Below are 22,809 nucleotides of genomic sequence, written 5' to 3'. Positions count from 1 at the left end.
GGGGGACGGCACGGCCGGAGGTCAGCCCTTCACGGCGCCCGTGAGCATGCCCTTCTGGAAGTGCTTCTGGACGAACGGCGACAGCACCGCGACCGGGATCAGCGCGAGGATCATGACCGCCATCTGCACGGCGAGGCTGTTGATCGCTCCGCTGCTGACCGCCGCGCCCATGGCCCCAGGGGGCACCTGGTGCTGGAGGACGAGCTGACGCAGGATCATCTGCAGCGGGTACTTGTCGCTGTCCTGGATGTAGAGCATCGCGTTGAACCACTGGCTCCAGTAGCCGACCGCGTAGAACAGCGAGATCACCGCGATCACCGCGCGCGACAGCGGCATGATGATCTGGAGCAGGATGCGCCACTCGCCGGCGCCGTCGATCCGGGCCGCGTCGATGAGCTCGGGCGCCGTGTCCATGAAGAAGCCGCGCAGGACCAGCACGTTGAAGACGCTGATCGCGCTGGGCAGGATCATCGACCAGTAGCTGTCGCTCAGCCCGATGCCCGTGACCAGCAGATACGTCGGGATGAGACCGGCGCCGAAGAACATCGTGGCCATCAGGGTCATCAGCAGCGGTCGGTGCGCGTAGGAGTCGCGGCGGCTCAGCCCGTAGGCGCACAGGACCGAGACGACCATGCTGACCGCGGTGCCGACGACGGTGAGGCCCACGCTCACGGCGGCCGCGCGGGTCACCGCGCCCCCGCTGAGCAGCTCCTTGTAGGCGACGAAGGTGATGTGCCTCGGCCAGACGACGAGGCCGCCCGCCTCGTTGATGGTCCTGGTGTCGGAGAGGCTGGTGACGAGCACCACCCAGATCGGGATGATCACGACGGCGCAGATCGCGACGAGACCGAATCCCTTGAAGGCGAGCCCCGCCTTGGTGGGCTCCTCCTCCCACACCGGCCGGGGCTCCGTGCGCAGGGCTCGCTGGAGCGGGGTCTCCGTGCGGGGCGCGGCCTGCGCCCGGCCCTTCTCGTGTTCCAGGAGAGTTGTCATTTCTTGGAGTACACCCCCTGCTCACCCAGCATGTGGGCGACCTTGTTGGCGCCCAGCACCATGGCGACGCTGAACAGCCCCTTGAAGATTCCGGCGGCGGCCGCGTAGCCGAAGTCACCGGTCTTGATGCCCGTCCACCAGATGTAGGTGTCCAGGATTTCCGAGGCCCCGGCGCCGACCTGGTCGCGCTGGAGCAGGATCTGCTCGAAGTCGAGATTGAGCGCGCTGCCCACCCGCAGGACGAGCAGCAGTGCGATGACCGGGCGCAGCGCCGGCAGCGTCACGTGCCACATGCGGCGCCAGCGGCCCGCCCCGTCGACGGCGGCGGCCTCGTACAGATCGGTGTTGACGGCGGCGAGCGCGGCGAGGAAGACGATCACGCCCCAGCCGGCGTCCTTCCACACCGCCTGGGCGGAGACCAGGAACTTGAAGAAGCCGGGGTCGGTCATCAGGTCGAAGCCCTCGTGACCGTGGTCGCGCAGCCACTGGGCGACCAGTCCGGCGCCGCCGAACATCTGCTGGAAGACGGTGACGACCAGTACCCAGGAGAAGAAGTGCGGGAGGTAGACGACCGCCTGGACCCAGGCCCGCACCCGGGCGCTCATGATCGTGTTGAGCAGCAGCGCGATCGCGATCGGGATGGGGAAGAAGAGGACGAGCTGGGTGACGAAGATGACCAGGGTGTTGATGAGGACTTCCCAGAAGCGGTAGTCCTCGAAGATCCGGGTGAAGTTGTCGAAGCCGACGAAGGGGCTGCCGGTGATGCCGAGGTCGTAGACGTCGTAGTCCTGGAAGGCCACGATGTTCCCGAGCAGCGGGATGTAGTTGAAGATCAGCAGCAGGGCGATGGCCGGCAGCGTCATCAGCACCAGGGTGCGGTCGCGCCGCAGCCGCTGGCGCCAGGTGATGCCGCCCGCCCGCGGCCCGGGGCCCGCCGGTCCGCTCCTCCTCGTCCCGTTCTCCGCCCGCCGGTTCTTCGCCGTGCGGTTGCGGCGGGCGCCGGTCGCCCGGGACCTGCCTGTCCGCCCGGCGCTTGCGTGCTTGCCGTCACCGTCACCGCTCCCGCCGGCCGGGGCACTCGCCCCGTCGGCGGTGCGGCCCGGGTCGGCCGTAACCGTGGCCCGTGGCTTCACCCTGTGCTCCCCATGTCGTGCTCCTGGCCCCGGCCGCCGGGCTTTCCGCGCCCGGCGGCCCTCTCACCGCGCACCGGTGCGCGTCCCGCGCCTCAGTTGCCGGAGCCGTTCTTGTCGAGAATGTCCTGGTACCAGGCGCGCAGCTTCTCGCCGCCGCTCTTCTTCCAGGTGTTCACCGCGTCGTCGATGTCGCTGACCTTCTTGCGGCCGCGCCTGATGTCCTTCTGCAGGTCGTCGAAGGGCGTGTACAGGGAGGCGTAGCGCTGCGGCTCGACGATCTGCATGCCGAAGAAGAGCGGCTTCCTGACGTTCGGTGCCTGGCGCGCCATCCAGGCCGCGTAGTCCTTCGCGAGCTGCGGCTGGTCCGGGTAGGCGATGGAGGTCGGGGGCGAGGCGAGGAAGAGGAAGGTGGACGGCTGGGCCTCCTCGACACCCTGCGGGGTGTAGGTCGGGGCGCCGTCCTTGAGTGTGTAGTGGGTGCCCTCGACGCCGTAGTTGGTGAGCATGAACTCCTTGGTGCCGAACGGCGCGGCCGCGTAGTCGGCTATCGCGAGGAACTCCTCGATCCGGGCCTTGGAGAGCTTCTTGCTGAGGAAGGTGAAGATCCCTGCCGGATCGTCCTGCCACAGCACCGGCCTGCTGCCGTCGTGGCTGAAGAAGTCCAGTGCCTGCATGTCGAACGTGGCGTTCGCGGAGGCCTGTTCGGTGACCATGCCCTTCCAGCCGCCGGTGCCGTCGTTGTACATCACCACGTGTCCGCCGGTGAAGCGGATCTTGGCGTCGGCGTCCTTGTTGGCCTCGGCGTCCGGGTGTACGTAGCCGCCGTCGTGGAGCTTGCGGGCGAAGGCGAGCGCCTCGCGGTACTCCTGCGTCTCGATCTTGTGGACCAGCTTGCCGCTCTCCAGCTGCCAGTAGTGCGGCGCGTCGGGCAGCAGGCCGTAGATCTTCTGGATGCAGGTCCAGAGGTCGTCGAAGGCCCACACCTTCTTCTTCGGAGCGGTGTACTCCTTGCCGAACGCCAGCAGGTCGTCCGCGCTCCCCGGCACGGCGCCGGAGCCGGTCAGGTCCTTGCGGTAGAAGATCGCGTTGCCGATGACCGGCGTCGGCATGGGCAGTCCGCGCAGCTTGCCGCCGAAGACGGAGTACTGCCAGGCGCCCGTCGGGATGTTCGCCAGGTTCGGGTACTTCTTGACCGCGTCGCCCGCCAGGTACGGGCTCAGGTCGGCGAACTTGGCGGTGATCGCGTTGCGGATCTGTCCCTGCATGTTCCAGCCGGGGATCGTCATGACATCGGGGATGTCCGAGCCGGCGAGGACCGCGCCGATCTTGTCCTGGTAGGTGTTGCCGTCCTGCGGGTCGAAGTTCAGTGTGGCGCCGACCGCCTTGTTCACCGCCGTGTAGTACGGGTTGTTCCTCTTCGGGACGGTGCCCCACAACGGGGTCATGACACGGAACTTCGAGCCCTTGCCCGGCACCGACTTCACCGAGGTGACCAGCGGGTCCGGGAGTTTGGTGAAGCCGGGGCTCGAACCGTTGACGCTCGCGACGTCGGGCTCGACCAGGTTCAGCGGGGCGTACGACGGCACAACCTTCCTGAGCGCCTTGCCCGTTGTCGTTCCCTCCTTGGTCCCGGCGCCGGAGCCGGAACCCCCGCACGCGGCCAGCAGCGGCACCCCGCCGGCCACGGCGACAGCGGCCACCGCGCCGGTGGCGAGGAAGCTTCTCCGGCTCGGAGCCGTGGGGGAGGGGGAGGAATTCGGCGTCATTGCGTCAACCCTTCGAGGCGCACCAGGACGACACGTGGCGGGCGACCGCCGTTCGGTTCCTGTGTCTGAGGTGGAGCGTTGCTGACTGGGCCGGCGTGACCGGCCGCAGGTGAAGCGGTTCAACAGGGAGGCGGCAGAAGCAGTCGCCGTCCCAGGAAATCCGGGGCGCCGGGCGCCCCGTCGGAGCTCGGTCGAAGTCTTGTCGAAGCGCTTCGATGTTGCAGCGAGGTTAAGTGAAGGGTCCTGGCCGCACAAGAGTCCGTTTCCAGATTCCTCCGACCTGTTTCCTAACCGTTTCCTGGCTCAACGAGAGCCGTCGTGCGCATCCGGGTACGGAGGTCGAGGTCGAGGCCTTGACAGGGGCGGGGTTGGCCGCCGAGCATCGAAGCGCTTCGAAGGATCTTCTGAGGTTTCTCGGAGGCTCGCACGAGGTCCTGGCGTCAAAACCTCCCACCTCTCCAAGGGGACCCGCACGTGACGGAACAACCGCAGCCCTTCCGCGACCCCCGGCTGCCCTTCGCCGAGCGCATCGACGACCTGCTCGACCGGCTCACGCGCGACGAACGGATCGCGATGCTGCACCAGTTCGCGCCGGCGGTCGACCGGCTCGGGCTCGGTGCCTTCAGGACCGGCCAGGAGGCCCTGCACGGAGTCGCCTGGATGGGGCCGGCGACGGTCTTCCCGCAGGCCGTCGGGATCGGCGCCACCTGGAACGCCGAACTGGTGCGCCGGGTCGGCGAAGCGGTCGGCAACGAGGTCCGCGCCAAGCGGGCCGAGGACGAGCGCGTCGGCCTCAACGTCTGGGCCCCGACGGTGAATCTGCTGCGCCACCCGCTGTGGGGCCGGAACGAGGAGGGGTACTCCGAGGACGCCTGCCTCACCTCCGCCATCGCGGTCGCCTACACCCGGGGGCTGCGCGGCGACCACCCGCACTACTGGCGCACCGCCCCCGTCCTCAAGCACTGGCTCGCCCACAACAACGAGACCGGCCGCGACACCTCGTCCTCCTCGGTCCGCCCGAGGGTCCTGCACGAGTACGACCTCAAGGCCTTCCGTGACGCAGTCCGGGCCGGGGCGGTGGCCGGGGTCATGCCCGCGTACAACCTGGTCAACGGGCGCCCGAACCACGTATCGCCGCTCCTGGCCCAGCAGTTGCGCACCTGGAGCGAGCGCTCCCTGGTGGTGTGCTCCGACGCGGGGGCGCCGTCCAACCTCGTCGACTCCGAGCACTACTTCGACACCCACGAGGAGGCGACGGCCGCCGCCCTGCGGGCGGGTGTCGACAGCTTCACCGACCACGGCCAGGACTCCTCCGTCATGACCGGCCGCGTCCGGGGGGCCCTGGAGCGCGCTCTGATCGACGAGCGCGACATCGACACGGCCGTCCGCAGACTGCTCGAACTGCGCTTTTCGCTGGGCGAGTTCGATCCGGACCTCGATCCCTACGCGCAGGCCGCCGACTTCGACACGGCCGGACACCGGGCGCTCGCCCTGGAGGCCGCCGAGCAGGCCGTCGTCCTGCTGAAGAACGACGGGCTGCTGCCGCTGGAGCCCGCCGCCGGGAAGACCGTCGCGGTCGTCGGGCTGCTCGCGGACGCCTGCAAGCTCGACTGGTACAGCGGCACACTGATCCACCGCTCCACGCCGCTCGACGGGATCCGGGAACGCTTCGGCGCCGGGAACGTCGTGTTCGCGGAGGGCGCCGACCTGGTCCGGCTCAAGTGCGAGGACGGCTGGCTCCAGGTGCCTGCGACGGACACCGGGCAGGACGCGCCGCGCGGAACACAGGGCGCCCTCGACCCGGCCCTCGTCCGGGGACGCACCGATCTGCCCGCGCTGACCTGCGGCGACACCCCGGCCGAGCTGGCGCTCGTGGACTGGGGCAACGGTGTGATCACCCTGCGGGAACCGGCGGGCCGCTATCTGTCGGTGGCCGATGACGGCTATGTGCGGGCGTCCGCGGACGAGCCCGGCGGCTGGATCGTCCAGGAGACGTTCCGCCTGGAGGCGGTGGAGGGGCATGCGGGCGGTCACCGGCTTCTGCACGTCGGAACGGGTGGCTATGTCTCAGTCGCCGCCGACGGCGTAAAGGTTGCCGCTCCCGGCGGGGAAGTTCCCGCCCCCGGTGGAGGGGCCCGGGGGCAGGACGGGGAAGTTCCCGGACGCCCCGGCCCGTCCGGCACCGTCTTCGGGATCGAGGTGACCGAGCGCGGCGAGGACGCCGTGGCCCGCGCCGCCGCCTCGGCCGACGCCGTGATCGTCGTGGCCGGCAACGACGCCCACATCAACGGGCGCGAGACCGAGGACCGCACCACCCTCGACCTGCCGGCCCATCAGGAACGCCTCTGGCGCGCCGCCCACGCCGCCAACCCGCGCACCGCCTTGGCCGTCACCTCCGCCTACCCGTACGCCCTCACCGACGCGGCGGCCACGCTGCCCGCGCTGCTGTGGACCGCCCACGGCGGGCAGGCCGCCGGAACGGCGCTCGCCCGGGTCCTGGCCGGGGACGTCTCGCCGGCCGGCCGGCTCCCGCAGACCTGGTACGCCTCCGACGCGGAACTGCCCGGTCTGCTCGACTACGACATCATCGGCTCCCGCCAGACCTACCTCTACTACCGGGGCGCACCGCTCTACCCCTTCGGCCACGGCCTCTCGTACAGCGAGTTCACCTACAGTGCCCTGACCGCCGGGCGCACGGGCGACCTCGTACGGGTGTCGCTGACCGTCACCAACACCGGGCCCGTCGCCGCCGACGAGGTCGTCCAGCTCTACGTACGGGCGGTCGCCCCCTCGGTCCTGCGGCCGCTGCGGCAACTGGCCGGCCACCGCAGGCTGCACCTGGCACCCGGCGCCGCCGAACGCGTCGAGTTCGACGTGCCCGTCACCGAACTCGGGCACTGGGACGTGGCGCACGGCCGCTGGACCGTCGAGCCCGGGGCGTACGAGTTCCAGGCAGGAGCATCCAGCACGGACATCCGCGCCGTCGCCGTGGTCACCGTCCAGGGCGAACCGAGCCCGCCCCGGCCCGTCCTGACGCGGGGTCTGGAAGCGGCCGACTACGACGAACAGCTGGGCACCGCGATCGTCGACCGGACGAAGGCGGACGAGGACGCCGTGACCCCGGTCGCCGACCGAAACGAACTGCTGTACCGCCGCTGTGACTTCGGCACGGGAGCACGGGGCGTGACGGTGTCGGCGTCGGGCAGGGGAGCCGTCCGGATCACCATCGACGGCACCACGGTCACCGTCCCGGTGACGGCCGGCGGCGGACCGTACGACTACCGCGGCCGGCGGGCCGCCATCGCCGCCTCGGGCATCCGCGACCTGCGCGTCAGCCTGGACGGCACCGTACGGCTGGCCCGGATCGCCTTCACCGGGGAGGGCGAGTGAACCGGCCCGCACCGCGTAAGCCCGCTCCTCCCCACCAAGCCCCTCCCGTTCCAGTTGCCCCCGGCAAGGAGTCCGCATGAAGTTCACCGACGGCTTCTGGCTCATGCGTGAGGGCGTACGAGCCTGCTACGCGACCGAGATCCGTGACCTGAGCGTCGGCGATGACCGGTTCACCGCCCATGCCGCGGTCAAGCACGTCGCCGAACGCGGCGACACCCTCAACACCCCGCTGATCACCGTCGAATGCTTCTCCCCGGCCGAAGGCGTCATCGGCGTGCGCGCCACCCACCACGCCGGGACGGTGCACCGCGGACCCGACTTCGCCCTCCCCGGCCTCGACCCGGCGGCCGCCGGCGCCCGGACGACGCGGGAGGGCGCGGTCACCGAACTGACCAGCGGACCGCTCACCCTGCGCATGGACGGCGACGGACCCTGGGGCCTCACCTTCCGCGACGCCGGCGGCCGGCGGCTCACCGGTGTCGACGCCAAAGGCACCGCCTTCGCCACCGCACCGGACGGCACCCACCACATGGTCGCCCAGCTCGCCCTGGACATCGGGGAGAACGTCTACGGCCTCGGCGAGCGCTTCACCCCGTACGTGAAGAACGGTCAGAGCGTCGACATCTGGCAGGCCGACGGCGGCACCAGCAGCGAACTGGCCTACAAGAACATCCCGTTCTACCTCTCGTCCCGAGGCTACGGCGTCTTCGTCAACCACCCCGGACGGGTCTCATTCGAGATCGGCTCGGAGTCCGTGGGACAGGTCCAGTTCAGCGTCCAGGACCAGTCACTGGAGTACTACGTCATCGCCGGGCCGACACCCAAGGAGGTGCTGGCCCGCTACACCGCACTCACCGGCCGCCCCGCGCTGCCACCGGCCTGGTCGTTCGGTCTCTGGCTCACCACGTCGTTCTGCACCTCCTACGACGAGGAGACCGTGACGTCGTTCGTCGACGGCATGGCGCAGCGCCGGATCCCGCTGTCCGTCTTCCACTTCGACTGCTTCTGGATGCGCGAGTACCAGTGGTCGGACTTCCTGTGGGACCCGGACGTCTTCCCCGACCCCGAGGGCATGCTGGCCCGGCTCAAGGAGCGCGGCCTGCGGATCAGCATGTGGATCAACCCGTACATCGCCCAGAAGTCGTCGCTGTTCGCGGAGGCGGCGGAGCGCGGATTCCTGGTGCGCCGGCCGGGTGGCGACATCTGGCAGTGGGACCTGTGGCAGCCCGGCATGGCCCTGGTCGACTTCACCGACCCGGCGGCGCGCGAGTGGTACAGCGGGAAACTCCGCGTCCTGCTCGACCAGGGAGTCGACTGCTTCAAGACGGACTTCGGCGAGCGCGTGCCCACCGACGTGGTCTGGCACGACGGCTCGGACCCGGAGCGGATGCACAACTACTACGCACAGATCTACAACCGCACGGTCTTCGAACTCCTGGAGAAGGAGCGCGGACACGGCGAGGCGGTGCTGTTCGCCCGCTCCGCGACGGCCGGCGGCCAGCAGTTCCCGGTGCACTGGGGCGGCGACTGCTTCGCCTCGTTCACGGCGATGGCCGAATCGCTGCGCGGCGGCCTCTCGCTGAGCCTGTCCGGCTTCGGCTTCTGGAGCCACGACATCGGCGGCTTCGAGGGCACCCCGGACCCGGCGGTCTTCAAGCGCTGGCTCGCCTTCGGCCTGATGTCCTCGCACAGCCGCCTGCACGGCAACGTGTCGTACCGGGTGCCGTGGGCGTTCGGCGAGGAGGCGGTGGACGTCACCCGCAGGTTCACCCTCCTCAAGCACCGGCTGATGCCGTACCTGTACGGGGCGGCCGCCACCGCCCACCGGACGGGCGTCCCGATGATGCGCCCCATGCTGCTGGAGTTCCCCGACGACCCGACGACCCGGATGCTGGACCGCCAGTACATGCTCGGACCGGACCTGCTGGTCGCACCGGTCTTCACCGAGGACGGGCAGGTCGAGTACTACGTCCCCGAGGGCACCTGGACCTCGCTGCTGACCGGCGAGCGCGTCACCGGACCGGCCTGGCGCCACGAGACCCACGGCTTCGACAGCCTGCCGCTCCTGGTGCGGCCCGGCGCGGTGCTCCCCTGGGGCGCCGACGACCAGCGCCCGGACGCCGACTGGCTGGACGGACTCACCCTGCGCGCCTTCGGCCCGGCGGCCGCCGCCGGCACCCTGGTCACGGTGCCGGACCTGACGGGCGCGGTCGCCGCGACGTTCCGGGCGGTCAGGGACGGGACCGGCCTGCGCGTCACCGCCGAGGGCAGCGACCGGCCCTTCCGCGTGGTCGACGAGGAGACAGGAGCCGCGGGGGAGGGTGCGGGCACGGTGGTGGTACGGATCGCCTGAGGGACCGACGCCGGGGCGGCCGTTCCGGGGCGGCGGGCGGTGCTCCGGCTCCGCCCCGGCACCGCTTCGGCCTCAGCGGGTCGCGTCCGCCAGGGCCCGGTCGGCAGAGGCGCGGGAGGTGTGCCACAGGGTCGTGATCGGCTCCCACACCTGGATTCCCCGGCCCATGCCCACCGTCGCGGCGCCGAACGTGACGCCGTGGTGCGAGGGGTCCGCCGCCACGGACAGGGTGCGCACGACATGGCCCTCCGAGGCGCCCGGGGCCGCCGTGCGCACGGCGGCGTACCCGTGCTCGCCCGGCGAGAGCGTGTAGGGGGCGCTGGTGGCCGGCGGCGCCGCCTCGGCCGAGCCGTCCAGCCCCCGGAAGGTGACCGTCGGGATCCGGTCCACCACACAGGTGGTCCCGCCCCGGTTGGTGACGGCGATCCGGGCCACGTTGCGCTGCCCGCCGGAGGAGGCTGACACCTTGAGCGCCTGCTCCTGGCAGACGCCGGGACGGGCCGCCGTTCCGGCGGCCTGGGCGGCGGCCGCGCCGGGGACCGTCAGGGCCAGGGCGGCCGTCGCGGTGAGCGCGGCGGTGAGGGTGGAGGACAGACGCATGATGGTTTCTCCCCTTGGATCGACAGCCTGCGGTCGTGGCCGGAGGGCCCCGGCGGCCGGTACGGCCGGCAAGAACATTCTGGACGGTATGCCACGCTCCTGGCGATAGATAGGACATATCGGTTCAATATCTGTCACGGAGGGCTCGTGGGTATCTGTCGCAGGCGGCCCGTGGGTAATTGCCTATTTACCTACACCTATTAGGTAAATCAAGAGTAGGTGTAGGGTGGTGGTGATCGCCGACGGAAGGACGAACATGGTGCGCGCAGGGCTGACCCCCGACCGCCTGGCCCAGGCGGGGGCGGAGCTGGCCGACGAGGTCGGCTTCGACCAGGTGACCGTCTCGGCGCTCGCCCGGCGGTTCGACGTCAAGGTCGCGAGCCTGTACTCGCACCTGAAGAACTCCCACGACCTCAAGACCAGGATCGCCCTGCTCGCCCTGGAGGAGCTCGCCGACCGAGGTGCCGCCGCACTCGCCGGGCGGGCGGGCAAGGACGCGCTCCGCGCCTTCGCGGACGTCTACCGCGACTACGCCCGTGAGCACCCCGGCCGCTACGCCGCCGCCCAGCTGAGGCTCGACCCGGAGGCGGCCGCCGCCGGCGCCGGCCGCAGACACTCGCAGATGACCCGGGCCATCCTGCGCGGCTACGACCTGACCGAGCCCGACCAGACCCACGCCGTCCGGCTACTGGGCAGCGTCTTCCACGGCTACGTCAGCCTGGAGATGCAGGGCGGATTCAGCCACAGCGCCCCCGACTCGCAGGAGAGCTGGTCGCGGTCGCTGGACGCCCTGGACGCCCTGCTGCGCAACTGGCCCGCGCCCTGACCGGAGTTCAGCGAGCCCAGGGCCGAGGCCGGCCGCCCGCCGGTGAGACCGAACACTTCGACGTTCCGAGCACAGGTAGAGACATGCAGACTGAATCCGACTGGATCACCACACCCATCACCGCCGGCCTCCTGCGCGGGGCCCTCGACCTGGAGCGCACCGAGCACGGGCTGCGTCCGCACCGGCTGCCCGCCCGCGCACGCGCGCAGTGCGCCGACGGACAGCTGGCGATGGCGGAGGCCCAGCCGTCCGGGGTGCGGCTGGTGTTCCGTACCGGAGCGTCCGCGATCGAGCTGGACGCGCTGCGCACCAAGACCGCCTACGAGGGCGCCCCGCCCCGCCCCGACGGTGTGTACGACCTGCTCGTCGACGGCCGCCTCACCGGGCAGGTGAGCGCGACGGGAGGCAACGTCCTCATGGTCGACATGACCGCAGGGACCGCGCGGACACAGGCGGGGCCGGTCGGCACCGTGCGCTTCCCGAACCTGCCCGAAGGTGTCAAGGACATCGAGATCTGGCTGCCGTACAACGAGTCCACCGAGCTCGTCGCCCTGCGCACCGACGCCCCCGTCGAGCCCGCACCGGACCGGGGCCGCAAGGTGTGGCTGCACCACGGGAGTTCGATCAGCCACGGCTCCGACGCCGCGAGCCCCACCACCACCTGGCCCGCACTGGCCGCATCGCTCGGCGGGGTGGAGCTGGTCAACCTGGGCCTGGGCGGCAGCGCCCTGCTCGACCCGTTCACGGCACGGGCGATGCGCGACACCCCCGCGGACCTGATCAGCGTCAAGATCGGCATCAACCTCGTCAACGCCGACCTGATGCGGCTGCGGGCCTTCGCCCCGGCGGTGCACGGCTTCCTCGACACCATCCGTGAGGGGCACCCCACCGCGCCGTTGCTGGTCGTCTCGCCCCTCCTGTGCCCGATCCATGAGGACACCCCGGGCCCGAGCGTGCCGGACTTCAGCAACCTCGGTGAGGGGCGGCTCCAGTTCAGGGCCATGGGCGACCCTGCGGAACGGGCCGCCGGAAAGCTGACGCTCAACGTCATCAGGGAGGCACTGAGCGGCCTCGTCGAGCAGCGCTCCGCCGACGACCCGAACCTGTACTACCTCGACGGACGCAGCCTGTACGGCGAGCGGGACTCCGCCGAACTGCCCCTGCCGGACCAGCTCCACCCGGACGCCGCCACCCACCGGCGCATGGGCGACCGCTTCGCCGCCCTCGCCTTCGCCCCGGACGGCCCGTTCGCAGCCGAACGCCTCTCCTGACCACCTCCGCCCCCGGCCCGCGCACCCGGAGCAGCCGATGCAGCCACCCAGCTCTCCCCGAGTCCTCCCTCCCCGCGTCCTCGTCTTCACGCGGACGACGGACTACCGCCACGACTCGATCCCCGAGGGAGTCGCCGCGTTCCGGGCTCTCGGTGCGGAGCACGGCTTCTCCGTCGACGCGACCGAGCAGCCAGAGGTGTTCGCCGACGGGCTGCACCCGTACGCGGCGGTGGTCTTCCTCTCCACCAGCGGGGAGGTCCTCACACCCGCCGGACGCGCGGGACTGCACGCGTACTGCGCGGCGGGCGGCGGCTTCATGGGGGTGCACGCGGCGGCCTGCACCGAGTACGACTGGCCGTTCTACGGCGAGCTGGTGGGCGCCCGGTTCGACCGGCACCCCGAGTTCCAGCAGGGCACCCTGGTGATCGAGGACCATCGGCACCCGGCCACCGCGCACCTGGCCGGTACCTGGGAGTTCAGCGACGAGTGGTACGAGTTCCGGGAGAACCCGCGCGGCCGGGTACGGGTGCTGGCCTCGGCCGATGCGTCGTCCTACGAGGGGGCAGCGGGGGAGGGGCACCCGCTCGTCTGGACCCATGAGCATGGTGGGGCCCGGGTGTTCTACACCGCCCTCGGGCACGCCGGTGAGGCCTACGCCGACCCGGCCTTCCGCGCCCATCTCCTGGGCGGACTGCGCCATGTGATGGTCTCGGCCGCGGCCTGACGATCCCCGCCCGACGGGCCCGGTCCGCCGGCCGGCCCGGGGTTCCGGACCGGCCGGCGGCGCTGCGTCACATGCCCGGCGGGACCCGGGAGGGGCGGCCGCTGCCGCGGGTCAGCGAGTAGCCGAAGACGGCCGCGAACGCGCCCAGCACCCCGCCGCCGACGGTCCACAGCCAGCGGTCGGTCCACCAGCCGGAGGCCCAGCCGTCCTCGGGCTCACCGGCGAGCGGGACCGGGGCGGCCGACGCACCGTCGGTGGAGGCCCGGTCGGCCGTGGACACACCGGGCACCAGCGGCTCGGAGAGCGTGCCGTCGATGTCCCCGGCACCGCCCTTCCCGGCCGACGTGACCTCGACCTCGGTCCGCACCGGCAGGCCGAGATCCGCCGAGGGCAGATCGACGACGGTGAGCCGGACGTAATAGCTGCCGGGCAGCGGGTCGTTGGCCCACGGCTCGGACCAGGCCCGGACGGTACGCAGGACACACGTCAGCTCGACCGTGGTGGCATCGGCGGCGGCCTTGCCGGTCTGCTTGCCGTATATGCAGGCCTGCCGGCGGCGCAGGCCGTCGTACACGTCGACCTGCCAGGTCGAGACGCCGTGCCGGGTGGCGGCCTCGGGCAGGGTGACCTTCGCCTTGACGGTGGCCCGCTGGCCCGCGTCGGCCGGGAACACCCAGTACAGGTAGTCGCCAGTGGAGCCGCCCGCGGTGGCGGTCTGGTTCTGCTGGATCGCGGTGGCCGTACGGAAGGCGGTGCCCGCCTCCGTGGGGCCCGAGCCGTCGCCGGAGGCGCTGGGGCTCGGTGACGGGTCGTCCGCGACGGCGGCTCCCGCCCCGGTGAGCAGGGCGAGGCCGGTCAGCAGCGCGCCCGCGAGCACACGTGTCGTACGGATCATCGGTTCGTCCTCCAGACGGCGATGCGCCAGCGCGAGATCCAGCCGGTCAGCAGGCCCGCGACCAGTCCGGTGAGGACGAGCACGCCGAGCAGCCACCAGCCGCGGCCGAGACCGAACACGGCGACGTCGGCGGCGTTGTCGGGCCCGTCCACCACGTCGACGGTCAGCTCGACCGGCATCCCGGGCGAGGTCTTCACCGAGGCGGGCGCCGAGAAGGAGTTGCTGACCTGGAGGCAGACGGTCTCCGGGACCGGCTCCTCGTCGTCATCGTCCTGCTCGGGCCTCGGGTAGCGCAGCCCGGACGAGATGGCGTCGGTGCGCCCGGTGCCGGACTCGGAGCCTCTGACGATCTCCCGGCCGTGCACGGTCACCGCGCGCAGCAGCGTCCCGTAGTCGTTGTTCACCGCGCGGTCCGCGAAGACGCTGGCCGAGGCGCGCAGTTCCTGGCCGGGCAGCACTTCGACCCGGTACCAGCGGTGCTCGCCGATCTTCTCGCGGTCGGTGTACAGGCCAGACTTGAGCTTCGGGGCGTCGGTGCAGCTGTCCGTGCCCTCGGTCGCCACGGGGGTGACGACGGGCTCCGCCGCCCGGTCGACCAACTGCGTGACCCGGCCGGAGAGTTCGTCGGTGTGCTGGACGGCGGTGTAGGTGCCGCCGGTGGCCTCCGCGATGCAGGTCAGCTGCTTGCGGATCTTCTCGTTCGGCACCAGGCCGAGAGTGTCGATGACCAGGTGGATGCCGCGCGCCGCGATGTCGCGGGCGACCTCGCACGGGTCGAGCGGCCCGCAGGTGTCCTCGCCGTCGCTGATCAGCACGATCCGGCGGGTGGAGTCGCCGCCCTCCAGATCGTCGGCGGCGCCCAGCAGCGCGGGGCCGATCGGGGTCCAGCCGGTGGGGGCGAGAGTGGCGACCGCGGTCTTGGCCTCGGTGCGGTCCAGCGGTCCGACCGGGTAGAGCTGCTTGGTGTCCTTGCAGCCGACCTTCCGGTCGTCGCCCGGGTAGTCGGCGCCGAGAGTGCGGATGCCGAGCTGCACCTGCTCGGGCACCGCGTCCAGGACCTCGTTGAACGCCTGCTTCGCCGCGGTCATCCGGGACTGGCCGTCGATGTCGCGGGTCCGCATGGAGCCGCTGACATCGAGCACCAGCTCGACCTTGGGGGACGCTTTCGTGGGGGTTTCATCGGCCGCGGCGGGGAGTGCCGAGCCGAGCCCGGCGGTCAGGGTGGCGAGCAGAATGCCCACCCCGACCGTCAGCCTTCTTCTTATGATCATCGCCGGATAGTAGTGAACATCAGTTCGCTATCCAAAACGGGTCGCTGACGGCCCGTCGGCTCTCGCGCTCAGTGCCGTGGCCGGTCCGCGCCCAGCAGCGGTCCGGCCGCCCGGTCCAGTACCGAGCCGATCCGGTCCCAGGTGGTCAGGTCCCGTTCCACCGCCGCCAGTTGCCGGTCCTCGCCGGTCCGCCAGCCGGTGGCGACGGCGACCGGGTCCGTGCCCGTGGCGGCCGAGGCGGCGAGGGCCGCCGCGCCCAGCGCGACGAGTTCGCCGCTGGCGGGTACGGTCACCGGGCGCCCGGACAGCCGCCGTACGGTCTCCACCCACTGCTCCCCCTGGGCGCCGCCGCCGATCAGCAGCAGCGGCCGGGCGGCCACCTCGGGGTCGGCCGGGTCGAGCCCGCAGGCCCGCAGCAGTTCGTCGAGCGCGCGCAGCACGGTGAAGACCGCGCCCTCGTAGGCGGCGCCGAGCAGCTGCTGGGGGGTGGTGTCGTGCCGCAGGCCGGTGAGGAGGCCGGCGGAGGTGGGCAGGTCGGGGGTGCGCTCGCCGTCCAGGTAGGGCAGGAGCACGGCCTCGCCGCCGGGCGCGGCGTCGGCGCGGTCCAGGCCGAGCAGGGCGGCGACCTTGTCGACGGCGAGCGTGCAGTTCAGGGTGCAGGCCAGCGGGAGGTACGTACCGTCGGCCGCGGCGAAACCGGAGAGCGCGGGGGAGGCCGGCCTGGTCCGGGAGGCGGCGAAGACCGTGCCCGAGGTGCCGAGGCTGAGCACCGGGTGGTCCAGGAGCCCGGCGCCGCCGAGTCCGAGGCCGACGGCGGCGCTCATGTTGTCGCCGGTGCCCGCGGCGACGGCGATCCCGGCGGGCAGGCCGAGCGCGCCGGCCGCGTCGGCGGTCAGCGAGCCGATCCGGGCCGCGCCGCTCGGGGCCACCTCGGGAAGCATCGCGGGCTCGATGCAGAGGAGTTCGAGCAGCTCGGGGTCGTAGGTGCCGGTGGCCGTGGAGTACCAGCAGGTGCCGGACGCGTCGCCGGGGTCGGTGACGGCGCGGCCGGCGAGCCGCTCGGTCAGGAAGTCGTGGGGCAGCCGGATCGCCTCGGTCGCCGCGGCGGTGGCCGGTTCGTTCTCCCGCAGCCACTGCCACTTCGACGCCGTCATCGCGGCCACCGGTACCGATCCGGTGCGCGCGGTCCAGGCCTCGGGCCCGCCCAGGGCTTCGGTGAGGGCGGCGGCCTGGGGGGCGGACCGGGTGTCGTTCCACAGGAGCGCCGGGCGCAGCGGACGGCCGTGCGCGTCCAGGACGACGAGGCCGTGCTGCTGACCCGCCACGGCGATTCCGGCGACGGCGGCCGCCGGGACGCCGGACTCCTCGAGGCCGGCGGCGACCGCGTCCCGCAGCGCCTGCCACCACACCTCGGGGTCCGTCTCGCGGGCCCCGGCCTCACCGGTGACGACATGAGGGGCACGGCCGACGGCGAGCAGGCGGCCGGTCGCGATGTCGACGAAGGCCGCTTTGGTGGACTGGGTGGAGCTGTCCACACCGATGACGACGGTATGCGGCGGCATGGCTGACCTCATTCTCTGGCCTCAGGGATCGGTCCCGCGCCGTGGGATGCCGGGGCACCGCCCTGCGGGTATTTGATCGTACGGAGAACAAATTAGGTGATCAAACCGGCAGGGAACAGGGGGTGGGGTGGTTTTCCATCGAAGGGTCCAGCGGATGGTCGCACGGGTGTTCGCGTGAGGGATTGGGTATGTGGCCGAGTCGGGGGGTTACGTCGCCGGGGTGCTCCGTGCATGATTAGTCATGACACTGAACAAATTGAGGTTCGGCCGCCCGACCGGCTGCGGACCCATGGCACCGAAGGCGGTTGGACCATGACCGAACGTTTCACCCCCACCCCCCAGGACAAGTTCACCTTCGGCCTGTGGACCGTGGGCTGGCAGGGGCGCGACCCGTTCGGTGACGCGACCCGGGAGGCGATCGACCCGGTCGACACCGTGCAGCGCCTCGCGGAGCTCGGCGCGTACGGTGTGACGTTCCACGACGACGACCTGATCCCGTTCGGCTCGACGGACTCCGAGCGCGAGGGCATCGTGAAGCGGTTCCGCCAGTCGCTGGACGCGGCCGGTCTCAAGGTGCCGATGGCGACGACGAACCTGTTCACGCACCCGGTGTTCAAGGACGGCGGGTTCACCTCGAACGACCGTGATGTGCGCCGGTTCGCGCTGCGCAAGGTCATCCGCAACATCGACCTGGCGGTCGAGCTGGGCGCCGAGACGTATGTGGCCTGGGGTGGGCGTGAGGGTGCGGAGTCCGGGGGTGCGAAGGACATCCGGCTCGCGCTGGACCGGATGAAGGAGGCGTTCGACCTGCTCGGCGAGTACGTCACCGAGCAGGGCTACGACCTCCGCTTCGCCATCGAGCCCAAGCCGAACGAGCCGCGCGGCGACATCCTGCTGCCGACCGTGGGTCACGCACTGGCCTTCATCGAGCGTCTTGAGCGTCCCGAGCTGTACGGCGTGAACCCCGAGGTCGGCCACGAGCAGATGGCCGGGCTGAACTTCGCGCACGGCATCGCGCAGGCCATCTGGGCGGGCAAGCTGTTCCACCTGGACCTGAACGGCCAGTCCGGCATCAAGTACGACCAGGACCTCCGCTTCGGCGCCGGCGACCTGCGCCAGGCCTTCTGGCTCGTCGACCTGCTGGAGACGGCCGGCTACGAGGGCCCGCGCCACTTCGACTTCAAGCCGCCGCGGACCGAGGACTACGACGGCGTGTGGGCCTCGGCCGCAGGCTGCATGCGCAACTACCTGATCCTCAAGGACCGGGCCGCCGCCTTCCGCGCCGACCCGGCCGTCAAGGACGCGCTGCGCGCCTCCCGGCTGGACGAGCTGGCGCGGCCCACCGCCGCCGACGGTGTGGCCGGGCTGCTGGCCGACCGCACCGCCTACGAGGAGTTCGACGTGACGGCCGCGGCCGAGCGCGGCATGGCGTTCGAGGCCCTGGACCAGCTGGCGATGGACCACCTGCTCGGCGTCCGCTGACCCGTGGCGGGGGCGGACGCGCGCACCCGGCGCGTCCGCCCCCGCCTCGTGCGGACCCTCAGGCCGTACCCCGGCCCGCGTACGCCACCGGGTCCGCGAGCACGTCCGTCATGACCAGGGCCGCCGCGCCCCGGGCCGCGTCACCCGCGACCGAGGAGGCGCGCAGCCGGCCGCTGCCCGGTGACCACAGCCCGGACACGACCCGGCCCGTCAGCTCCTCGTCGACGGGCGGCGACAGCCACGGCATCAGGTTCCGGTAGATCCCGCCGAGCACCACGGCGTCCGGGTCCAGCAGGTTCACCGCGCCGGACAGCACCCGGCCCAGCATCCGGCCCGCCCCGGCGACCGCGGCGACCGCCCGCTCCTCGCCCGCCCGGGTGCGCCGCTCCAGCTCGGCGACCCCGACACCGCTGCCGGTCTCCTCGATGCCGGCCGCCCGCAGGAGCGCCGCCTGACCCGCGTACTGCTCCAGGCAGCCGCGCGAACCGCACCGGCACTGCGGCCCCCGCGAGTCCACCACCACGTGCCCGATCTCACCGGCGAAGCCGTGCGCGCCGCGCAGCAGCTCGCCGTTGATGACCAGGGCGCCGCCGACGCCGATCTCACCGGTCAGGTACAGGAAGCTCCGGATCCGCTCCAGCCCGCCGAACCACAGCTCGGCCAGCGCCGCGAGATTGGCCTCGTTCTCCGAACTCACCGTCAGCGCCTCGTGGCCCGGCCGCTCGGCGGCCAGCGCGGTCGCGAACAGTTCCTGCGCCGGGACCTGGTTCCAGCCCAGGTTCGGGGCCTGGCGCACCGCGCCGCCCGAGACCAGTCCGGGCAGCGCCAGCGCCACCCCGACCGGGAACAGCTCCTGCTCGCCCGCCGACTCCAGGGTGCGCGCGGCGATCCTGGCCGCCCGCGCCAGCACCTCGGCGGGCGGCGCGCCCCGGTTGTCGAGGTGCTCGGTGAGCCGGACCCGGCCGGTGCCGGCCAGGTCGACGACGCACACCGACACATAGTCGATGTTGACCTCGACGCCGAGTCCGGCCGGGCCGGTCCGGGCCATCTTGAGCGCGGTGCCGGGCCGGCCCGCCTGACCGCTGAACGTCTTGCCGGACTCCGTGAGGAACCCGCTGTCGAGCAGCTGCTCGACGAGCGAGGACACGGCGGCCCGGGTCAGCCCTACCCGCGCGGCGACCCCGGCCCGGGTCGCCTCGCCCTCGCCCTCGTCGCGGACGGCTCGCAGCACGAGGCTGAGGTTGCTGCGCCGGACAGTGTCCTTGTCGGCCTTGGGCCCCAGCGGTGTGAGGTTGCTCTTCATATCGGAGCCGAGCCTATGCGATCGCGTACGCCCGTACGGTCCGGATGCGGTGGACCGCGGCCCCGGACCCGCCCTGCTCAAGGGGCGTGTCCGGGGCGGGCGGTTCAGCCGGCGGCCCCGCGCTCCTCGAGCATGTCCGCCATGAGCGCGATCTCCGAGCGCTGGCCCAGCACCATCCCCGAGGCCAGGTTCCTGATCTCGTCGGTGCCCGCGGCGGCAGCGGCGGCCTGTGCCATGTCCGCGCCGGCCCGGTGGTGCGCCGTCATCAGCCGCAGGAACCGCACCTCCGCCTCCCTGCCCTTCGCCTTACGCAGGGCGTCGAGTTCCGCGTCGGTAGCCATGCCGGGCATCAGCGCCCCGTCGCCGCGCGGGGTGAAGGTGTGGCCCATCCACTCCATGGGCGGGCCGGGCGAACTCTTCGCACGGCCCCACATCTCCAGCCAGCCCAGCATCATGCCGCGCTGGTTGGCCTGGGTGTTGATGATGTCGAACGCGAGCCGGCGCACCGCCACGTCGGTGGTGCGGTCCCGGACGATGAACGACATCTCGACGGCCTGCTGGTGGTGGACCGACATGTCACGGGCGAACCCCACGTCCGCCGAGGTCTCGGCGGGAGCGGATGCCGCCGCCTTCCCGGCCGGTGCCGGTGCCGACGCGGAGGGGCGGGCCAGCATGAGCGCGACCAGGGCCAGTGCGAGCAGCAGCAGCGCGCCGCCGGCCAGCACCAGCGGGCGGGACGCCCGCGGCGCGGACCGGGCCGAGGGGGTCACCCGGCGACCCCGCCGCCGCACGCGGCACCGGGCTCGGGGGTCTGCGGGCCCTGGACGTACTTCGTGAAGAACTGCGCGACCCGGGCGTCGGAGGCACTGGTCACGGTCACCTGCTTGCCCCAGGCGCTGAGCATCAGCGGGGCCGCCTGGTCCTCGACGGGACTCATCAGGGAGTACGGGGTGGCCGAGACCCGCTCACCGAGCTTCTTGACGTCGGCGGGCTTCGCCTTGCCGTTGTACGTGACCCAGACGGCGCCGTGCTCCAGCGAGTGGACGGCGTTCTCCTTCGGTATCGCATCGGTGTAGACGTCGGCGTCGCAGTTCATCCACACCGGGTTGTGGTCGCCGCCGACCGGCGGGTTCATGGGGTAATCGACCTTCTTGTCGACGTGCTCGCGCGAGAGCTTGTCCCAGTTCTTCTCGCCCTTGACGGGGGAGGACTTGGCGGCCGTCTCGGCCTTGTCCTGCTTGTCCGCGCGGTTCATCAGGTAGCCGCCGCCCGCGACGAGGCCGGCCAGGACAGCGACGGCGGCGGTGATCGTGACGATGCGGCTGCGGCGCTCGCGGGCCCGCTCCTTGCGGCGGGCCTCCTCGAGCTTGGCGCGGCGGGCGTTGGCATGCGGGTGCTTCTTGGCGGAGGCCATGGCGGGTCCTCTGGTTCGGTGAGCCGGACGGATTGAGGGCAGGCGGAAGCGTCCCCGGAGAGACCGGGGGACGGGGCAGCCCATGGGGCCTTTGAAAGGCCTGGGTCTTTCGTTTGGATCAGGCCGGATCAGGGAGCGGTGTCCGGTGCGTGCGGCTGCAAGGCGGAGGAGGGAGTGAATGCGGAGCATTGGCGACCGACGACAACGCCGCAGGTGTGCGTGCCGGACACCGCGAGCCCGGCGTGATCCAAACGAGAGGCCCTAGATGTATTGACCCGCAGCGTTGTTGACACGGCTGATCGGGGGCTGGCCTCCGAGGGCGGTGTGGCAGCGGTGGTGGTTGTAGGTGTGGAGGAAGTCTGCCAGGGCGGCTGTTCGCTCGTCGTTGGAGGTGTAGGGCCGCAGGTAGGCCCACTCGTCGGCGAGGGTGCGGTTGAAGCGTTCGACTTTGCCGTTGGTCTGTGGTCGGTAGGGGCGGGTGAGTTTGCCGGTCGCGCCGATGTCGCCCAAGGCCTGTTTCCAGGCCAGCCCCTTGCGGTAGGCCCAGGCGTTGTCCGTCAGCACGCGTTCGATCCGGGTGATGCCCAGGTCGGCGAAGAACGCGGCGGCCCGGGTCAGGAAGGCTGCGCAGGTCGCGACCCTCTCGTCGCCATGGATTTCCGTGTAGGCGAGGCGGGAGTGGTCGTCGACCGCGGAGTGGAGGTAGTCGAAGCCCATGTTGCTGCGGGTGGCGCGGCCGGCCTGGCGGCCCAGGACCTTGTGGCCGCCGCCGTCGGGTATCCGGCCCAGTTTCTTGACGTCGACGTGGACGAGCTCACCGGGACGCTCGCGTTCGTAGCGGCGGATCACCGAGCCGGTTGGCCGGTCCATCCAGGCGAGGCGGTTCAGTCCGTGACGGGTCAGGATCCGGTGGACGGTTGAGGCGGGAAGGCCGAGGACCGGGCCGATCCGTGCGGGTCCGAGTTTGCGGGACCGGCGCAGGTCGCAGACGCGGGCCTCGATCGCGGCCGGAGTGCGGTGCGGTGTCGTCCCTGGCCTGCTGGAGCGGTCGGCCAGGCCCGCCTCGCCCTCGGCCCGCCACCGCCGCACCCACTTATGGGCGGTCGCCCTCGAGATGCCCATCTCGGCAGCGACATGGGCGACGGGACGGCCGGACGTGACTCGTTCGACCAGCAGACGCCTCCCGAAGACCGTCAGCCGGGCATTACGGTGGGACACGAAGACCTCCGTGTGGTGTGTTCCTAGACAGCTCCACCACACCGGAGGTCTTCGCCTTTGATCAAGACCCCCGTGTCAACAACGCTCGTGATCAATACACCTAGATCCGTTGAACCTGGAGGGTCAGATGGTCCACGTCGCCGACGGCGTCGTTGGTGGGGCCCCGGATACCGGCTGCCCCGGCCGGGCAGCCCGCCGGAGGGACGGCGGTCGCGCAGGGGAGCGCGGCCGGGGCGGGCGGGGACGGCAGCAGGACCGGCGTCGCGTCGTCGGGCGCGACGTGGCAGGAACTCCCCGAGCCCCGGTCCTGCGGGGCATCGGCCACCACGACCCGCGCCGCGACGGCGGCGACCGGGGTGAAGGACCGGAGGGCGCTGAGCGGGACGGTCTCGTGATGCGTGCCGTCGGACCGCGCGGAGGCGGGCGAGCAGCACGACGCCACGGAGAGCAGCACCAGCAGCCAGCCGAGCAGCACGGGGACGCGGGCGCCGCGCACCCGGACGGTCCGTCCGCTCAGCCTGTTCATCCCGGACATCCTAGCGGTGTGTGAACTTTCAAATGACTGCGATGCCGGATCGGAAGCTGTGGATGTGCGGGGAGGGGGCCCC

At 71.7% G+C, this 22,809-nt stretch carries 18 protein-coding genes; 6 read left to right on the top strand and 12 right to left on the bottom strand.

Annotated features, from left to right (window positions below):
• Positions 1–21 precede the first annotated feature (21 nt).
• The 3 genes from EDD93_RS36545 to EDD93_RS36535 all read right to left on the bottom strand — a co-directional run bounded on the left by EDD93_RS36545 (position 22) and on the right by EDD93_RS36535 (position 3,826).
• The gene (locus tag EDD93_RS36545; RefSeq protein ID WP_123530807.1) at positions 22–993 is read right to left on the bottom strand and encodes a carbohydrate ABC transporter permease; all 972 of its coding nucleotides are present in this window, start codon (positions 991–993) and stop codon (positions 22–24) included.
• Positions 990–2,126, bottom strand: a complete 1,137-nt coding sequence (locus tag EDD93_RS36540) for a sugar ABC transporter permease (protein WP_123530805.1) — start codon at positions 2,124–2,126, stop codon at positions 990–992. Before EDD93_RS36540 ends, EDD93_RS36545 begins: the two co-directional genes overlap by 4 nt.
• Positions 2,127–2,218: 92 nt before the next feature.
• Positions 2,219–3,826, bottom strand: a complete 1,608-nt coding sequence (locus tag EDD93_RS36535; protein WP_123530803.1) for an extracellular solute-binding protein — start codon at positions 3,824–3,826, stop codon at positions 2,219–2,221.
• Positions 3,827–4,366: 540 nt separating this feature from the next.
• Between EDD93_RS36535 and EDD93_RS36530 the strand changes: the two genes are divergently transcribed.
• Both EDD93_RS36530 and yicI read left to right on the top strand, forming a co-directional pair.
• Positions 4,367–7,282, top strand: a complete 2,916-nt coding sequence (locus tag EDD93_RS36530; protein WP_123530801.1) for a glycoside hydrolase family 3 C-terminal domain-containing protein — start codon at positions 4,367–4,369, stop codon at positions 7,280–7,282.
• A 76-nt stretch (positions 7,283–7,358) separates the two neighbouring features.
• Entirely contained in the window at positions 7,359–9,635 is a 2,277-nt protein-coding gene (yicI, locus tag EDD93_RS36525) for an alpha-xylosidase (RefSeq protein WP_123530799.1), read from the top strand.
• A 72-nt stretch (positions 9,636–9,707) separates the two neighbouring features.
• Here yicI and EDD93_RS36520 read toward each other — a convergent pair whose 3' ends face one another.
• A complete protein-coding gene (locus tag EDD93_RS36520) occupies positions 9,708–10,235 on the bottom strand; it encodes a DUF4232 domain-containing protein (RefSeq protein WP_123530797.1) in 528 nt (175 codons plus the stop codon).
• A 256-nt stretch (positions 10,236–10,491) separates the two neighbouring features.
• Here EDD93_RS36520 and EDD93_RS36515 point away from each other — a divergent pair, with 256 nt between their 5' ends.
• The 3 genes from EDD93_RS36515 to EDD93_RS36505 all read left to right on the top strand — a co-directional run bounded on the left by EDD93_RS36515 (position 10,492) and on the right by EDD93_RS36505 (position 13,056).
• Positions 10,492–11,061, top strand: coding sequence for a TetR/AcrR family transcriptional regulator (locus tag EDD93_RS36515; RefSeq protein WP_123531646.1), 570 nt, complete (start codon positions 10,492–10,494; stop codon positions 11,059–11,061).
• 83 nt (positions 11,062–11,144) lie between these two features.
• Positions 11,145–12,332, top strand: a complete 1,188-nt coding sequence (locus EDD93_RS36510; RefSeq protein WP_123530795.1) for a GDSL-type esterase/lipase family protein — start codon at positions 11,145–11,147, stop codon at positions 12,330–12,332.
• Positions 12,333–12,369: 37 nt separating this feature from the next.
• Complete coding sequence (locus tag EDD93_RS36505) at positions 12,370–13,056, top strand: ThuA domain-containing protein (RefSeq protein ID WP_123530793.1); 687 nt, start codon at positions 12,370–12,372, stop codon at positions 13,054–13,056.
• A gap of 67 nt (positions 13,057–13,123) precedes the next feature.
• On the opposite strand, the gene EDD93_RS36500 is transcribed toward EDD93_RS36505, so the two are convergent.
• From EDD93_RS36500 to xylB, 3 genes are all read right to left on the bottom strand, one after another.
• Positions 13,124–13,951, bottom strand: a complete 828-nt coding sequence (locus EDD93_RS36500; protein ID WP_123530791.1) for a hypothetical protein — start codon at positions 13,949–13,951, stop codon at positions 13,124–13,126.
• Positions 13,948–15,222 carry a VWA domain-containing protein gene (locus EDD93_RS36495; protein ID WP_185092633.1) on the bottom strand — a complete coding sequence of 425 codons (1,275 nt, stop codon included), beginning with the start codon at positions 15,220–15,222 and terminating at the stop codon, positions 13,948–13,950. Before EDD93_RS36495 ends, EDD93_RS36500 begins: the two co-directional genes overlap by 4 nt.
• 68 nt (positions 15,223–15,290) lie before the next feature.
• Positions 15,291–16,784 (bottom strand): xylulokinase, encoded by a 1,494-nt coding sequence (gene xylB, locus EDD93_RS36490; protein WP_123530788.1) that lies wholly within the window; start codon positions 16,782–16,784, stop codon positions 15,291–15,293.
• A 312-nt stretch (positions 16,785–17,096) separates the two neighbouring features.
• Between xylB and xylA the strand changes: the two genes are divergently transcribed.
• A complete protein-coding gene (gene xylA / locus EDD93_RS36485; protein WP_123530786.1) occupies positions 17,097–18,266 on the top strand; it encodes a xylose isomerase in 1,170 nt (389 codons plus the stop codon).
• A 58-nt stretch (positions 18,267–18,324) separates the two neighbouring features.
• Here xylA and EDD93_RS36480 read toward each other — a convergent pair whose 3' ends face one another.
• The 5 genes from EDD93_RS36480 to EDD93_RS36460 form a co-directional block, all read right to left on the bottom strand.
• Positions 18,325–19,569, bottom strand: coding sequence for an ROK family protein (locus EDD93_RS36480; protein WP_123530784.1), 1,245 nt, complete (start codon positions 19,567–19,569; stop codon positions 18,325–18,327).
• 104 nt (positions 19,570–19,673) lie between these two features.
• A complete protein-coding gene (locus EDD93_RS36475) occupies positions 19,674–20,243 on the bottom strand; it encodes a DUF305 domain-containing protein (RefSeq protein ID WP_398906606.1) in 570 nt (189 codons plus the stop codon).
• Between the two features lie 92 nt (positions 20,244–20,335).
• Positions 20,336–20,983 (bottom strand): DUF3105 domain-containing protein, encoded by a 648-nt coding sequence (locus tag EDD93_RS36470; protein WP_123530782.1) that lies wholly within the window; start codon positions 20,981–20,983, stop codon positions 20,336–20,338.
• 261 nt (positions 20,984–21,244) lie between these two features.
• Positions 21,245–22,201, bottom strand: coding sequence for an IS481 family transposase (locus EDD93_RS36465; RefSeq protein ID WP_123530780.1), 957 nt, complete (start codon positions 22,199–22,201; stop codon positions 21,245–21,247).
• Between the two features lie 100 nt (positions 22,202–22,301).
• Positions 22,302–22,727 carry a hypothetical protein gene (locus tag EDD93_RS36460; RefSeq protein WP_185092632.1) on the bottom strand — a complete coding sequence of 142 codons (426 nt, stop codon included), beginning with the start codon at positions 22,725–22,727 and terminating at the stop codon, positions 22,302–22,304.
• Positions 22,728–22,809: the final 82 nt, after the last annotated feature.

The organism is Streptomyces sp. 840.1 (assembly GCF_003751445.1).
Taxonomy (GTDB): Bacteria; Actinomycetota; Actinomycetes; order Streptomycetales; family Streptomycetaceae; genus Streptomyces.
Note: the sequence above shows the minus strand (reverse complement) of the source record. Positions and strands in the feature narration are given on the sequence as shown.

Coding starts and splice junctions, on each gene's coding strand:
- EDD93_RS36545 (WP_123530807.1), bottom strand. CDS start 993: ATGACAACTCTCCTGGAACACGAGAAGGGCCGGGCGCAGGCCGCGCCC.
- yicI (WP_123530799.1), top strand. CDS start 7,359: ATGAAGTTCACCGACGGCTTCTGGCTCATGCGTGAGGGCGTACGAGCC.
- EDD93_RS36520 (WP_123530797.1), bottom strand. CDS start 10,235: ATGCGTCTGTCCTCCACCCTCACCGCCGCGCTCACCGCGACGGCCGCC.
- EDD93_RS36515 (WP_123531646.1), top strand. CDS start 10,492: ATGGTGCGCGCAGGGCTGACCCCCGACCGCCTGGCCCAGGCGGGGGCG.
- EDD93_RS36510 (WP_123530795.1), top strand. CDS start 11,145: ATGCAGACTGAATCCGACTGGATCACCACACCCATCACCGCCGGCCTC.
- EDD93_RS36505 (WP_123530793.1), top strand. CDS start 12,370: ATGCAGCCACCCAGCTCTCCCCGAGTCCTCCCTCCCCGCGTCCTCGTC.
- EDD93_RS36500 (WP_123530791.1), bottom strand. CDS start 13,951: ATGATCCGTACGACACGTGTGCTCGCGGGCGCGCTGCTGACCGGCCTC.
- EDD93_RS36495 (WP_185092633.1), bottom strand. CDS start 15,222: ATGATCATAAGAAGAAGGCTGACGGTCGGGGTGGGCATTCTGCTCGCC.
- xylB (WP_123530788.1), bottom strand. CDS start 16,784: ATGCCGCCGCATACCGTCGTCATCGGTGTGGACAGCTCCACCCAGTCC.
- xylA (WP_123530786.1), top strand. CDS start 17,097: ATGACCGAACGTTTCACCCCCACCCCCCAGGACAAGTTCACCTTCGGC.
- EDD93_RS36480 (WP_123530784.1), bottom strand. CDS start 19,569: ATGAAGAGCAACCTCACACCGCTGGGGCCCAAGGCCGACAAGGACACT.
- EDD93_RS36475 (WP_398906606.1), bottom strand. CDS start 20,243: ATGCTGGCCCGCCCCTCCGCGTCGGCACCGGCACCGGCCGGGAAGGCG.
- EDD93_RS36470 (WP_123530782.1), bottom strand. CDS start 20,983: ATGGCCTCCGCCAAGAAGCACCCGCATGCCAACGCCCGCCGCGCCAAG.
- EDD93_RS36460 (WP_185092632.1), bottom strand. CDS start 22,727: ATGAACAGGCTGAGCGGACGGACCGTCCGGGTGCGCGGCGCCCGCGTC.